The sequence below is a fragment of the Leptolyngbya sp. FACHB-60 genome, from assembly GCF_014695775.1.
GTDB lineage: Bacteria > Cyanobacteriota > Cyanobacteriia > Phormidesmidales > Phormidesmidaceae > Nodosilinea.
Window position 1 is genome coordinate 27,755 of the sequence record NZ_JACJOX010000019.1, and the last position, 13,821, is coordinate 41,575.

At 55.2% G+C, this 13,821-nt stretch carries 11 protein-coding genes and 1 pseudogene; 6 read left to right on the forward strand and 6 right to left on the reverse strand.

Annotated features, from left to right (window positions below):
* Positions 1–62: 62 nt before the first annotated feature.
* Entirely contained in the window at positions 63–704 is a 642-nt protein-coding gene (locus H6F57_RS06890) for a response regulator transcription factor (RefSeq protein WP_190627028.1), read from the reverse strand.
* A 262-nt stretch (positions 705–966) separates the two neighbouring features.
* On the opposite strand from H6F57_RS06890, the gene H6F57_RS06895 reads away from it, so the two are divergent.
* From H6F57_RS06895 to recG, 5 genes are all read left to right on the forward strand, one after another.
* Positions 967–2,394, forward strand: coding sequence for an NADP-dependent isocitrate dehydrogenase (locus tag H6F57_RS06895; RefSeq protein ID WP_190627030.1), 1,428 nt, complete (start codon positions 967–969; stop codon positions 2,392–2,394).
* Positions 2,395–2,573: 179 nt separating this feature from the next.
* Positions 2,574–3,350 (forward strand): 30S ribosomal protein S2, encoded by a 777-nt coding sequence (rpsB, locus tag H6F57_RS06900; protein ID WP_190627032.1) that lies wholly within the window; start codon positions 2,574–2,576, stop codon positions 3,348–3,350.
* 188 nt (positions 3,351–3,538) lie between these two features.
* The gene (gene tsf / locus H6F57_RS06905) at positions 3,539–4,288 is read left to right on the forward strand and encodes a translation elongation factor Ts (protein WP_190627034.1); all 750 of its coding nucleotides are present in this window, start codon (positions 3,539–3,541) and stop codon (positions 4,286–4,288) included.
* Between the two features lie 153 nt (positions 4,289–4,441).
* Positions 4,442–5,641 carry a hypothetical protein gene (locus tag H6F57_RS06910; protein ID WP_190627035.1) on the forward strand — a complete coding sequence of 400 codons (1,200 nt, stop codon included), beginning with the start codon at positions 4,442–4,444 and terminating at the stop codon, positions 5,639–5,641.
* Between the two features lie 18 nt (positions 5,642–5,659).
* Positions 5,660–8,206, forward strand: a complete 2,547-nt coding sequence (gene recG / locus H6F57_RS06915; RefSeq protein WP_190627037.1) for an ATP-dependent DNA helicase RecG — start codon at positions 5,660–5,662, stop codon at positions 8,204–8,206.
* A 67-nt stretch (positions 8,207–8,273) separates the two neighbouring features.
* On the opposite strand, the gene H6F57_RS06920 is transcribed toward recG, so the two are convergent.
* The gene (locus tag H6F57_RS06920; RefSeq protein ID WP_190627039.1) at positions 8,274–9,497 is read right to left on the reverse strand and encodes a DUF790 family protein; all 1,224 of its coding nucleotides are present in this window, start codon (positions 9,495–9,497) and stop codon (positions 8,274–8,276) included.
* Positions 9,498–9,602: 105 nt separating this feature from the next.
* Here H6F57_RS06920 and H6F57_RS06925 point away from each other — a divergent pair, with 105 nt between their 5' ends.
* Entirely contained in the window at positions 9,603–10,502 is a 900-nt protein-coding gene (locus H6F57_RS06925) for an alpha/beta hydrolase (RefSeq protein ID WP_190627041.1), read from the forward strand.
* Positions 10,503–10,592: 90 nt separating this feature from the next.
* Here the strand turns inward: H6F57_RS06925 and H6F57_RS06930 are convergent, their stop codons facing one another.
* From H6F57_RS06930 to H6F57_RS27475, 4 genes and pseudogenes are all read right to left on the reverse strand, one after another.
* Positions 10,593–11,147 (reverse strand): DUF2996 domain-containing protein, encoded by a 555-nt coding sequence (locus tag H6F57_RS06930; RefSeq protein ID WP_190627043.1) that lies wholly within the window; start codon positions 11,145–11,147, stop codon positions 10,593–10,595.
* Between the two features lie 176 nt (positions 11,148–11,323).
* A complete protein-coding gene (gene gmd / locus H6F57_RS06935) occupies positions 11,324–12,397 on the reverse strand; it encodes a GDP-mannose 4,6-dehydratase (RefSeq protein ID WP_190627045.1) in 1,074 nt (357 codons plus the stop codon).
* 106 nt (positions 12,398–12,503) lie between these two features.
* Positions 12,504–13,565: a folate-binding protein YgfZ gene (locus H6F57_RS06940; RefSeq protein ID WP_190627048.1), complete on the reverse strand. Its 1,062-nt coding sequence runs from the start codon at positions 13,563–13,565 to the stop codon at positions 12,504–12,506.
* A gap of 145 nt (positions 13,566–13,710) precedes the next feature.
* Positions 13,711–13,821, reverse strand: a pseudogene (locus H6F57_RS27475) (photosystem II q(b) protein); the annotation flags it as partial.

Consider the following 13,821-nt stretch of genomic DNA (forward strand, 5'->3'; position numbering starts at 1 on the left):
ACTCAAAACTAAGCACTCAAAACTCTCCATCCTCACCTCCCTCATCGTCCTCACCGTCCCTATCAACTCCGCTCCAACTCCTCCGGCATCCGATATCCGCGCTCAAAGGCAAAGCGCACGATCTGCGATCGGTTCTCGAGATTGAGCTTAGCCAGCATGTTGCTGAGATGGGTTTGCACCGTGCGGGGGCTCAGAAAGAGATGTTCGCCGATCTGCTTGTTGGTGAAGCCTTGGACAACCTCCCAAAACACCCGCTCTTCGGCTGGGGTCAAGGGTAGAGGGGGGGGCTGAAGGGCAGACTGGTCAAGCAGGCGCTCTAGGGTGCTGTGGAGACGCTGCGATCGCGCGATCGCCCCCCTTACCTTGGCAATCAGTTCCTGAGCCGAGAAAGGCTTGACTAAATAGTCATCGGCTCCCAGCATGTGGCCCTGCACCCGGTTAGTTAGCTCTCCCAGGCTAGAGAGAAAGATAAACGGCACCATTTCTCCAGCGGGGCTAGAGCGCAGATGATGGCAGAACTCAAACCCGTTCATGCCCGGCATCATCACGTCTGACACCACCACATCCGCAGGTTGGTTGCTCAACAAATCTAGCGCCTCTTGACCTGAGGTCGCGCTGATTACCTTAAACCCCTGAGCTTCCAAGCGCCGGGTCAGCGTCATTTGCAGTATGGGATCATCGTCAACAATTAAAACCGTATTCATACATTCAAGATCTCAACAGCAAGGCAGACTAGGGTTGAGGGCAAAGGCAAAAGCACAGCGACAGCAATCTGTCGCGTTACCGCCACCGCTAGACCCCAACGACTACAGCAAATAAGTGCCATCTCGCTACCTAGAGAGGGTTAGGGGCCAAAGACTCTCCAGACGGTTTAACCCCCAGATCTAAATCGTTGCTCAACGAGCAAAAATGTGGGTTAAAGCGCATTAGACTATGGGATGTTTTGTCGTTTGCGGGCAATTTGCGATGTACGAACGGATCACTCCCCCGGCAGTAGGCGAACGCATCACCTTTAAAGATGGCGAACCCGTCGTGCCAGACACGCCTATCATTCCCTACATCCGTGGCGATGGAACGGGGGTAGACATCTGGCCCGCCGCCCAGCGGGTGTTTGATGCGGCGGTAGCAGCAGCCTACGGCGGCAAGCGCGAGATTGTTTGGTTTCGAGTCTACGCTGGCGACGAAGCCTGTGAGCAGTACGGCACCTACCAATACCTGCCCGACGACACCCTCAAAGCCATTGAAGAATTTGGCGTAGCGATCAAGGGTCCTCTCACCACCCCAGTCGGCGGCGGCATTCGCTCCCTCAATGTAGCCCTGCGACAGATCAACGACCTCTACGCCTGCGTGCGCCCCTGCAAGTACTACGCGGGCACCCCCTCTCCCCACCGCAGCCCTGAAAAACTCGACGTCATTATTTATAGAGAGAACACCGAAGACATCTACCTAGGCATCGAGTGGAAGCAAGGTGACCCGCTCGGCGACCAGCTGATCAAATATCTCAACACCGAGCTGATCCCCGCCACCCCAGAGCATGGCAAAAAGCAGATTCCCCTCGACTCGGGCATTGGCATCAAGCCAATCAGCAAAACCGGTAGCCAGCGCCTAGTGCGCCGCGCTATGAAGCACGCCCTGCGCCTGCCCAAAGACAAGCAGCAGGTCACCCTGGTGCACAAGGGCAACATCATGAAGTACACCGAAGGGGCCTTCCGCGACTGGGGTTATGAGTTGGCCACCTCAGAATTTCGCGCCGACTGCGTTACCGAGCGCGAGTCCTGGATTCTGGGCAATAAAGAGGCCAAGCCTGATCTCTCCACCGAAGACAACGCCCGCCAGATTGAACCCGGCTACGATGCACTAACGCCTGAGAAAAAAGCCGCCATCCATGCTGAAGTTGAGGGTATTCTCGCCGCCATTTGGGAGACCCACGGCAACGGCCAGTGGAAAGACAAAATCATGGTGAACGATCGCATCGCCGACAGCATCTTCCAGCAGATTCAAACCCGGCCCGACGAATACTCCATTCTCGCCACCATGAACCTGAACGGCGACTATCTCTCGGATGCGGCGGCAGCGATCGTCGGCGGATTGGGCATGGGACCAGGGGCCAACATTGGTGACACCTGCGCCATCTTTGAAGCCACCCACGGCACCGCCCCCAAGCACGCTGGTCTAGACCGCATCAACCCCGGCTCCGTCATTCTCTCTGGCGTCATGATGCTGGAGTATATGGGCTGGCAAGAAGCCGCGGATTTGATCAAAAAGGGGATGGGGGCAGCGATCGCCTCGCGCGAAGTCACCTACGACCTAGCCCGCCTGATGGAACCGCCGGTCAACCCACCGCTAAAGTGCTCAGAGTTTGCCGAGGCGATCGTCAAGCACTTTGACGATTAGGGTGTAGGGCGGAGGGTTTAGGGTGGTATTTCCCCTAAACCCTACACCTCTAAACCTTATCCCTTACCCTTTTGTGATATCCTAGAAAAGTTGTCAAAAACCACACATTCGAATTTTCGGGTCTTCCCTTTGGGAAGCACGTTCGAATGGAGGATTAACCCGAAAGGAGTCAAAACCAAATGCCCGTTATTACTCTCCCTGAGCTACTAGAATCTGGGGTTCACTTCGGCCACCAAACCCGCCGCTGGAATCCCAAGATGGATCAGTACATCTTTACCTCCCGCAACGGCGTTCACATCATTGACCTGGTGCAAACTGCCCAGCTGATGGAAGAAGCCTACAAATTTGTTCGCGGCGCCGCCGAGCAGGGGCAAAAGTTCCTGTTCATTGGCACCAAGCGCCAGGCGGCTGGCATCGTGGCCCAAGAGTCTGCCCGCTGCGGCTCCCACTACGTCAACCAGCGCTGGCTGGGCGGCATGCTGACCAACTGGGAAACCATCAAGTCGCGCGCTAACCGCCTCAAAGAGCTTGAGCGCATGGAAGAATTGGGAGCCATTGACCTGCGTCCTAAAAAAGAAGCCGCCGTGCTGCGCCGCGAGCTAGAGAAGCTGCAAAAGTACCTGGGTGGGATCAAAACCATGCGCAAGGTGCCCGATGTCGCCATCATCGTTGACATCAAGCGCGAATACAACGCGGTGTCGGAATGCCACAAGCTGGGTATTCCCATCATTTCGCTGCTAGATACTAACTGCGATCCCGACCTGGTAGATGTGCCCATTCCTGGCAACGATGATGCTATTCGCTCCATCAAGCTGATTCTGGGCAAGCTGGCCGACGCCATCTACGAGGGCTCCAATGGTGCCAAAGCTCGTGGTGCTGATGACGACTACGAAGACTACGACGGCGGCGAAGACGACGAGTACGGCTACGACGCTCCCGCTGCCAGCGACGACTAGGACTCAGTCTGCACCATCTCGTGCGAGAGATTCCTAAAGCCAAATTATGTTAGGCAAAGACAGAATATTCTGCCTTTGCCTAACAACTGCCTTAGTTGAGGTGGCCCCTGGGGTTTAAGCTGAACTAGGGCCTTTCCCTGTAAGTTTGTATTGAGTTTGACGATAGCGCGTTAGGACGGTAGATCACCATGGCAGAAATTTCTGCAAAGCTCGTTAAAGACCTGCGCGACAAGACTGGCGCGGGCATGATGGATTGCAAAAAAGCCCTCAAAGAAAACGATGGCAACATCGAGAAATCAATTGAATGGCTGCGCCAAAAGGGCATTGCTTCGGCCTCTAAGAAAGAGGGTCGGGTAGCTGCCGAGGGCCTTATCGGTCAATATGTTCACACGGGCGATCGCGTTGGCGTGCTCGTGGAGGTTAACTGCGAAACTGATTTTGTGTCCCGTCGCGAAGAGTTCAAGACTCTTGTTCGCGATATTGCGATGCAGATTGTAGCTTCCTCCAATGTGGAATACGTTCGGGTCAGTGACATTCCGGCAGAGATCGTCGCCAAGGAAAAATCCATCGAAATGGGCCGCGACGATATCGCCAACAAGCCCGAGGCCATGCGTGAGAAGATTGTGGAAGGCCGCATTCAAAAGCGCTTGAAAGAACTAGCTTTGATGGATCAGCCGTTCATCAAAGACCAAAACATCTCGGTAGAAGAGTTGGTCAAGCAGGCCGTTTCTAAGCTGGGCGAAAACATTCAGGTGCGCCGCTTCTCCCGGTTTGTGCTGGGTGAGGGTATTGAGAAGGAAGAGAGCAACTTTGCGGAGGAAGTCGCGGCTCAGGCTGGTCTCAACAAAAAAGAGGAACTCGTAGCCGAGGCCGAGCCGACAGCCGAGCCTAAAGCAGAGGCCGCACCCAAGAAAGAAAAAGGCAAGAAGAAGAAGTAAGGCGAGAATTAGCTAACTTCAGGCTAGGAGCTAACGGCTGAGTTAGCGATGGTCACAGACCGATCCTTAGCCATTGCCAATAGCGGGGGTGCAGGTATCGTGCCCCCGCTTTCAATATTTCCCTATAATCAGGTATGGCGTGGGGAAGGCGGTATGGTAAGGCCAGTTGAAAGCATTCGCAAAGATCTCAATGGGCTAGAGGGTGCTACCGCCACCCTGGCCGAAGAGTTTAGCCAAATTTATGCTACCTATCTGACGGTGCTGGGGCAGACTGTGCGGCGCCAGGTCGTTATGGCCACCTACCATCTTTGTACCCAGGTCTACCCTGAAGAATTTTTAGCCCTGACCGTGAGCGATCGCGGCCGCTTGCAGCAGGGCATGCAAACCCTGGGTCACAAAGCCCAAGGCTGGCTACAGCAGCTTATGGAGCCCGACTCATCCCCAGCTGAACCCAATCTTGACCGCGACGACCTCAGTCGCTTAGAAACTGCTCTGGTGGCCCTCACCCAGCCTTCCACAGACTCCTCTGACGATGAAGTTTCGGAGCAGGAGGAGCAAGCAGACGCTGACGAAGCCGATGCCGAGGCGATCGAGGGGCCTGTAGAAGTCGCCTTTGTAGAAGCAGTAGAGGGGACAATCATCGAAAATTCCGATGGGGATCCGGTGTCAGAGTCTGCTGAAACCCCGCCACCGTCCTCAGAAAACGAATTATCCTCTGACGGTGAAGCTTCGGCTCTTGACCCTAAGCAGCTCATCCAGTCTGTTCTAATGGCGGCTATTTCTAGCGACATAGATGACGTATTTCGCGATCGCCCTTTTACCGGCGACCCACTGACCCCTACCTTAGTCGCCAAGCACCACCTAATTTTAGAGCAGAGAATCCGCGACGTACTTCAGCGCGTCTCCAGGAAAGCTAATCGGCTGTTGCGCAAGGCCCAAGTTATTCCTGACCTGCCCGAGTCGGTATTAGAGGTCGCCTCCGACGCAGACATGGCAGTGCCTAAGGGACGCGCCGTCCCCAACGTGCTCAATGTGCTGGTGGCTATGGCTGGAGACGTAGCCGCAGAAGTTGACCGTCAGCAAACCGAACGCGACGAGGACGACACCGATGGCTCAGACGAGGAGGACGAGGCCCTAGAAGGCACCATGACCCATTTGGCCGCCGTTCAGCTGCGTCTGGCCGATCTAGAGTTGGGGGATGTGCAGACTGCTCTATGGCGCAGCAAACTACGGACTGCTGTAGGACAACTGCGCAAGCTGGGCAAACAGTACCAGCGGGCCGAGCGTGAGCTAGCGATCGCCCAGGCCGAACAAGCCTGGCGAGCAGTCTGGTACGACGATTCCTCCCGGTAGAGCGCTGGGGAAGCATCCATGTCAGAAGCACAGACCTCCCTACCCGACTGGGTACGGCTCCAGCGAGCCCTCTCAGTCGAGGCCGAAACCGGCTTCAACAATTTGGTGGGCAAACAGCAGAGCTTCAACGAATTTCTGCGCGACAGCCTGCAACAGGCTCCAGCCGTTCTTCCCAGTGATCAACAACAATCCTGGCAGAGCCTGGCCCAAAAGTACGACGTCTACATCGACCTCAGCTTTTCGCAACGCCAACACCTAGTGGCTGAAACCCGCCGCTTTCTCCACGGTACTCAGCGCCTGCTGGAAAAATATGCCGAGACCAAATCCCTCCGTACCCGTGAAGACAGCGCTTCAGACGTTCAGAAGTCAACCGCGACTAAGACAGCTAAAACGTCCAAAACGTCCAAAGCCGCCTCCAAAACTACTCAGCTAGCCGAGGCCTCTGGCACCGGCAGCTTTGGCTTTAGCCTTGACCAGCCCGTCACTTACTTGAAGGGCATCGGCCCCAAAAATAGCGAGCGCTTGGCCAAGCTAGGCCTGTTCACTGTGCAGGATGTGCTCTACTATTACCCTCGCGACCACATCAACTACGCCCAGCAGGTCAAAATTCGCGATTTAGAACCGGGTGAAACCGTCACCATCGTTGGCACCGTCAAGCGGGTCAACTGCTTCACTAGCCCGCGCAACAAAAAGCTCACCATTTTTGAGCTTCAGCTCTCCGACGGCAGCGGCACCCTCAAGCTCAACCGCTTCTACCCCGGCAATCGCTACGCCGCCCCCGGCTGGCAGCAGCAGCAAAAGCGCCAGTATCCCCAGGGGGCGATCGTTGCCGCCTCCGGCCTGGTCAAAGACAGCAAATTTGGGGTAACGCTGGAAGATCCGCATTTGGAGGTGTTGGATAGCTTGAGCGATCGCATCGAATCCCTCACCATTGGTCGCATGGTGCCGGTATATTCCCTCACCGAGGGGGTTCCGGCGGATCTGGTGCGCAAAGCTGTAGCCGCTTCCCTACCGGCGGTACCGGAACTCCAGGATCCCCTGCCGGTAGATCTGCGGCAGCGGTATGAGCTAATAAAGGTGGAGGATGCGATCGCCCAGATCCACTTCCCCGACGATGAAGAGAACCTAGCTCAAGCCCGTCGCCGCCTAGTGTTCGATGAATTTCTCTATCTTCAGCTAGGCCTTTTGCGTCGTCGTCAGCAGCAGCAAGCCCAGCAAACCGCGATCGCCCTTGCCCCCACCGGGAAGCTCATCGACCAGTTCTACAGCGTCATTCCCTTTAGCCTCACGAGTGCCCAGCAGCGGGTGGTCAACGACATCCTCTCTGACCTGCAAAAGCCCATCCCTATGAACCGTCTGGTGCAAGGGGATGTCGGCTCTGGTAAAACCGTCGTAGCCGTAGTCGCCACCCTCGCTGCAATTCAGTCAGGCTATCAGGCTGCCATCATGGCCCCTACCGAGGTGCTAGCCGAGCAGCACTACCGCAAACTGGTGGAATGGTTCAACCAGCTGCACTTACCGGTCGAACTGCTCACCGGCTCAACCCGCGCCGCCAAACGTCGCAAAATGCTGGGCGAACTGGCCACTGGTGAACTGCCCATTCTGGTGGGTACCCACGCCCTGATCGAAGACCCGGTGCAGTTCCGCGACCTCGGTTTAGTGGTGATCGATGAACAGCACCGCTTTGGCGTCCAGCAGCGGGCAAGACTGACCCAAAAAGGCGCAAACCCCCACGTGCTCACCCTTACGGCCACCCCCATTCCCCGTACGCTCACGCTGACTATGCATGGCGATTTGGATGTGAGCCAAATTGATGAATTGCCGCCAGGGCGCAAAGCAATTCAAACAACCCTGCTGACCAACAAAGAACGCCCCCATGCCTACGATCTCATCAAGCGTGAAATTGCCCAGGGTCGACAGGTTTACGTGGTGCTTCCTCTAGTCGAAGAGTCCGAAAAACTCGATCTTAAATCCGCTGTCGAGGAGCACCAGCGGCTAGCGGAGGTCATCTTTCCAGAATTCACCGTCGGCCTGCTCCACGGCCGCATGTCTTCCGCCGAAAAAGACGCCGCTATCACCACTTTCCGCAACCAGGAATCCCACATTTTGGTGTCTACAACGGTAGTGGAAGTCGGGGTAGACGTTCCCAACGCCTCAGTCATGCTGATTGAGCACGCCGAGCGGTTTGGCCTCTCTCAGCTTCACCAGTTGCGGGGCCGGGTGGGGCGCGGTGCTGCGCAATCCTTCTGCCTACTACTCAGCGGCAGTCGCAGCGAAAACGCCATTCAGCGACTCAAGGTGCTAGAGCAATCCCAAGACGGCTTCTTTATCGCTGAGATGGACCTGCGCTTTCGCGGCCCTGGGGAAGTGCTAGGTACCCGCCAGTCTGGCTTACCCGACTTTGCCCTAGCCAGTTTGATCGAAGATCAGGACGTGTTGATGATGGCCCGCGAAGCAGCAGAAGCCATGCTGAAAGAAGATCCCGAACTAACCCGCTGGCCCAAGATGGCAAAGGAACTCCAGCGGCGCTACGAAAAACTCATGGGCGGCACAATCATGACCTAGTCTAGAAGTCCAGAACCCAAGTTTTCCTGGAAGTAGCTATAGGAAAACTTGGGTGGTCGTCAATGATTCAGTCTCCCAATACCTCCAACACCACCTTGGGCTGAAGCTTCGTCTTAAACCACACCACCTGGGCCGGAACGTTCGCAATATCCACCCCAGCATTTTCCAGGTTAAGCCGTTCTGAAACCGCCAAAATTAGGTTATTGCGCCCCGACTTGCGCACTTGGGCGAATTTCTTACGTAGGTATTCAGGCCGCCAGTAGCCGACAATCTCCAGCAAATACTCGCGCCCGTCGGGGTGCACCAGGCGAAAGTCAGGGATCATCACGCTGCCGGGCAGGGGAACCAGATCCACCTCCCGCTCTAGTCGCCAGGGGGTTTTGGCGGGCCAGCGGCTGACGAAGGACTCTTCAATCATGCTGTCGTAGGTTTTGCCGGGAGGATAGTGGGTGACCAGACCACAGTCGCTGTCGAGGGTAAACTGGCGGGGTTTTACCTGTTGGGTAAAGTTGTCCTTCATCTGCAAGGTTGCCGTCAGCCGCCACTTACTGACGTGGAGAATAGCGGGAATCAGCTTGGCAATATCGACCCCATAGCGTGTGCTGGGCTTAAACAGGCTGGCGGGGCCGTCGATGGTGATGGTAAACCCCTGATCGGCATCGCCCTCGATATAAGTCATTAGGCGAAACAGTTTCAGGTAGCGAAACATGAGCTTGTACTCGCCGGGGTCGTTGCGATACAAGTGCATCACCAGGTCGCTGGCCTTGTAGAACACCCCCTGGGTCTGCGACAGGTTGTAGCGATGGAGCAGCGCATCGGGGGCAGGGGCGTCAAACTCGATCAGAATGTGATTGTCCTGGCGATCGGCGTAGAGCCCCTGGCGCAGGTCAGCTACTAAGACTTCGCGATCTAGCTCTTCAGCAAGCTGCTGGCCCAGAGTTGTCAAATGAGCCTCGGCAGCTGTGGGAGACGGAATTGATTGGGCGGACAGCGCAAATACCCGCCGCCGCAGTTCAATGGGCTCTAGCGGACTCACCACATCAAACGTGGCAAAGCTGTTACGTAGAATGTGAGCCAGCCCACGCTTGATGCGGTAGTTGGTGTCTTCGCCTTCTAGCTCTTGCAGCTGGCGGTTGAGGTCACCCTGGGTACGGCCCACCTGCTGCTGAAAAAGCTGGATGAAATCGGCGGCGATCGCGCGATTTGCTCCATCCAGCGCTAGCCGCTTGGGCTGTAGCCCCTCCCCCTGAAATCGATAAATTAATAGCTCGCTCGGTAACGTTGACCTCACCTCCTAAAAGAATTCAAATGGGCGGCAGAGGCCCTTAGATTAGCCCTAAGATTGAATCACAGCGCGGGGCTAGCCCTATGTCCACGAATCTTAGCGAATATCACCATGCTTAACTTCCAGCCGCTGGGCTTTATTCAGCAGGCCCTTGCCACAGACCTAGGGGTCATGGCCTACTACACCCCCGGCGGCTGGCCTTGGCAAGGGGAAAGCCACACGACCCGTCCGCCCCTCGTTTTTCTACACAGCTTGGGGGGCGGCTCTTCAGCCTTTGAGTGGTCTAAGGTCTACGCCGCCTTTGGCAACACCCACCAGGTGATTGCCCCCGATCTAATTGGCTGGGGGCAGTCAACCCATCCACCCCGCACCTACTCGACCGAAGACTATTTCTACATGATCACCCACCTGCTGGAGTCGGTGGCCCAGCCACCGACCTTAGTAGCCGCCACCTCGCTTACCGCTGGTGTAGTGATCCGCTTGGCGGGACTGCGGCCCGATTTATTCAAAGGCCTGTTTCTGGTGTCACCCTCTGGCAACAGTGACTTTGGCCGCGACTACAAAGCCAGCCTACCCGCTCTGCTGGCCAGTACACCTGGCATAGATAAGGTGCTGTATCAGGTAGGGGCAGCCAACGAACTGGCGGTGCGATCCTTCCTCTCTACCTTTCTCTTTGCCGACTCTCGTCGCATCACCCCAGAGACGGTGCAAGGCTATCTCACCTGCACCCAGCAGCCCAATGCCGAATATGCCGCCTTGGCGTCCCTGACTGGGGCCATCAGCTTTGACCTATCGCGCTACATTCACCAGCTTCAAACTCCCACCACCATTGTGCTGGGGTCAGGGTCGCGGTTCACAGCACCGGCCACGGTCAAACGGCTCGCGAGCCTCAACCCCAAAGCGGTACAGCAGGTGATCGAAATCCCCGACTCCGGGGTACTTCCCCATGTTGAGCATCCTGCCGTAGTCGTCGGCTTGCTCAAGCAGTTCCTAGCCAAGCACTCGGCCTAAGAACGACTTACTAGGCCTATTTATTCCTTCTTAGCCGGATTCTTCGTCAAGAACAAGCCTAAAGCATCGCCTGTTCAACCGCCTACTCACTCAATTTCGCGCCAGCCACTTCTGACCGTTGAGCCGTCTTAGAGTAAATAGAACCAGCAAATCTAATGTGATTTTACGCTCGTCACCCATGAACTGCTCAATGGTGCTGGGCTGCGATCCCCTATCGGCATAGTAGAAAAGCTTCGGGCTAGAGATATTGTCCTTAGTAAAGGCAATATTGAACTGGCGATCGCCCCGCTGCCACTGTCCCTTCACATGCCAATACTGCTCATCATCACTGACCCCAAACACCTCTAAGGGCCGCTGATCGAGGGTGAGTTGAATATCGTCAATGCCCTTATCCTTCAGCGCCGATTCTAGCGTTGGAATAAAGTGCTGCTCGATGAATTCAGTGAACGGCTTGTCTTCTAGCGCCGGAGGCTTTTCCTTCTTAGGGGCTGCTTTAGGGGCAGCTTTGGGCTCAGCTCCAGCCTCTGCCTTAGGGGCAGCTTTAGCAGCTTTGGGCGCAGCATCTGCCGTTTGAGCCTCTGCCTGAGGAGCAGGAGTATCCTCGGCTGGGGCAGAGTCTACTCGGGGGGTCTTTTCGTCAGCCATACAAAGGAAAACCTACAACAGCAATCCGGGCAGAAGACTCAGTGGGTTGAGCCACTTACCCAGTTGTTCTTTCCCATACTAGAGGAAAGGTCTCCAAAACGCATGCCCTGCTAACTAAAAAACGGTATCTATCCTCAAGACAGATACCGTTTTTTAGTTATTAACCGATCTAGATGTTAGCCCTGGGGTGCCAAATGCATCATCTCTTTGCGGATAGTCGCCATATCAGAGGGGGTACCGTTGCCATGACGAATACCGATAGCCTCTAGGTCGCTCTCCACCATCAGGTGAACTAGCTCCTCAAAGGTGACGCTAGGCTCCCAGCCCAAAGCCTGGCGGGCTTTAGTTGAGTCGCCGATCAGCAGTTCCACTTCAGCAGGCCGAAGGTAGCGGGGGTCAAACTCTACATAATCGTGCCAGTCGAGGTTGACATGGCCAAAGGCAATATCTAAAAATTCGCTGATGGCGTGGGTCTCGTTGGTGGCTACCACATAGTCATCAGGCTGATCTTGCTGCAGCATCAGCCACATAGCCTTGACGTAGTCTTTGGCATAGCCCCAGTCGCGCTTGGCATCAAGATTACCGAGATACAGTTTTTTCTGCTGACCGGCCACAATGCGAGCTACCGCTCGGGTAATTTTGCGAGTCACAAAGGTTTCGCCACGCCGGGGCGACTCATGATTAAACAGAATGCCGTTGCAGGCAAACAGGTTATACGACTCTCGGTAGTTAATCGTTTGCCAGTGGGCAAAGACCTTAGCACAGGCGTAGGGGCTACGGGGATAAAATGGCGTCGTTTCCGTCTGGGGAATTTCTTGCACCTTGCCAAACATCTCAGAGGAGCCAGCTTGGTAGAAGCGCACTTCTAACCCTGTGCGTTGCTGATAGTCGCGAATTGCTTCAAGAATCCGCAGCGTACCCATACCAACACAATCTACGGTGTATTCGGGCGAATCAAAGCTCACCCGCACGTGGGACTGAGCACCCAGGTTGTAAACCTCCTGGGGCTGCACCTGTTCGAGAATGCGCCGCAGCATGGTGCCATCGGTCAAATCGCCATAGTGCAAAAACAGACGCGCTTCGGCACTGTGGGGATCAACGTAAACGTGATCAATGCGGTCAGTATTGAATGTAGAGGTGCGGCGAATAATGCCGTGAACCTCGTAGCCTTTATCTAGAAGTAATTCTGCTAAATAAGATCCATCCTGACCGGTAATACCAGTAATCAGGGCGCGTTTAGGTTGGCTCATAGGGTATAAATCTGTACGGCAATGCTTAGCTGACCAAGCTTAATACAATCAGTGCGTTACTTAAATACAATCAAGTGAGTTCACCTAAAAATACCCAAATTACTGCTTAGACAGGTAGATTATTTGGTGTCAAGTACCCTCGAGCTAGATAGGGCACATCAACCACCACACCGTTAGCCGCACCAACACTGACTTTTAAGCCGGCTCCACCAGCCTTGGTACGAATATAGCCCAACCCCCTTAAACCACCGGGAGTTTCAACTACGCTGGTGAGTAAACCTACTTTTTCGTCCTCAGCGAAAATAGCCTCCCCTGGATCAACTGTGCCGCTAAGCTGAAGGCCCCAGAGCTGTTGCTTAACCCCCTGATAGGTATTTAACCGAGCAATAGTCTCTTGACCGATATAGCATCCCTTATCAAAGGAAATCGCGTTCCACAGCCCCGCTTCGAGAGGGTTGTAGTCATCGGTGAGTTCGCGCTCTGGGGTAGGTCGCCCCTGCTGCACCCTCAACTGCTGCCAGAGCAATTCTCCTACTGGGATGAGGCCAGCATCCGTAAGCTGTTGCCACACGGATGCTGCGCCTTCTACCGGTATCAAAAGGGTGTAACCAGCCAGAGCAAGACCACTGCCTACCGCCAAGCGCAGAGCCATATCACCGAGGTCAATGCTCCGGTGGTGGGCCGTAGGCAAATCAGGCTCTAATTCAATACCCAAGTTCTTAAGTACAGCAGCGCTCCCAGAGCCAACGAGGGAAAAAACAGCTATTTTTTCGGTTAAGTTAGCCAACGACACCTGATCGGCCGGAAAAATGTAGCGATCCATCCAGGTCATCAAGCGCTGCTCTTGACCAGGGGAGGTGAGAATTAGCAGCGCCTCATCGGTTAGGTAGACGGTGGTCAGGTCAATAGTTCTGGCAGTAGAGGTAACAAATACGGTGTCGCAGCCTTCACCGGGCTGGCGCTGGGTAAACGTATTGGTGGTCTGATTGTGAATGAATCGCAGGCGATCGCCCCCAGACATCTGAAGCAGGCCCCAATGGCTGCGATCGAACAGCACGGCTCCAGTTTTCACCGTTTCTAAATCAGCAGCATTATTAAACGTAGTGGGAATCCCCTCTGACGAAAAAACTGCGCCCTGGCTTTGCTGTAAATTCCGAAGTGCTTGCATTATGGACGTCTTATCTCGCTTGGGTTTGCTTGCCGATGGGCATTGCTTATTTTAGAACGTAGCGATCGCCAACACCAAAGCAAAGAGCACCCCCCTTGCGGAGAGCGCTCTTTTGCTAATCAATCAGTAGGGTAGCCGCTAGGGACTAGCCGATGATTTCAGGCGCCTCAGCCGTAGCGAGGTCGAGGGGGAAATTGTGAGCATTGCGCTCGTGCATCACTTCCATACCCAGGTTCGCCCGGTTGATCACATCCGC

Excerpts from the sequence above, each read along its gene's own strand:
- H6F57_RS06930 (WP_190627043.1), bottom strand. The coding sequence starts at position 11,147 with ATGGCTGACGAAAAGACCCCCCGAGTAGACTCTGCCCCAGCCGAGGAT.
- H6F57_RS06925 (WP_190627041.1), top strand. The coding sequence starts at position 9,603 with ATGCTTAACTTCCAGCCGCTGGGCTTTATTCAGCAGGCCCTTGCCACA.
- rpsB (WP_190627032.1), top strand. The coding sequence starts at position 2,574 with ATGCCCGTTATTACTCTCCCTGAGCTACTAGAATCTGGGGTTCACTTC.
- H6F57_RS06895 (WP_190627030.1), top strand. The coding sequence starts at position 967 with ATGTACGAACGGATCACTCCCCCGGCAGTAGGCGAACGCATCACCTTT.
- H6F57_RS06910 (WP_190627035.1), top strand. The coding sequence starts at position 4,442 with ATGGTAAGGCCAGTTGAAAGCATTCGCAAAGATCTCAATGGGCTAGAG.
- gmd (WP_190627045.1), bottom strand. The coding sequence starts at position 12,397 with ATGAGCCAACCTAAACGCGCCCTGATTACTGGTATTACCGGTCAGGAT.
- H6F57_RS06890 (WP_190627028.1), bottom strand. The coding sequence starts at position 704 with ATGAATACGGTTTTAATTGTTGACGATGATCCCATACTGCAAATGACG.
- tsf (WP_190627034.1), top strand. The coding sequence starts at position 3,539 with ATGGCAGAAATTTCTGCAAAGCTCGTTAAAGACCTGCGCGACAAGACT.
- recG (WP_190627037.1), top strand. The coding sequence starts at position 5,660 with ATGTCAGAAGCACAGACCTCCCTACCCGACTGGGTACGGCTCCAGCGA.
- H6F57_RS06940 (WP_190627048.1), bottom strand. The coding sequence starts at position 13,565 with ATGCAAGCACTTCGGAATTTACAGCAAAGCCAGGGCGCAGTTTTTTCG.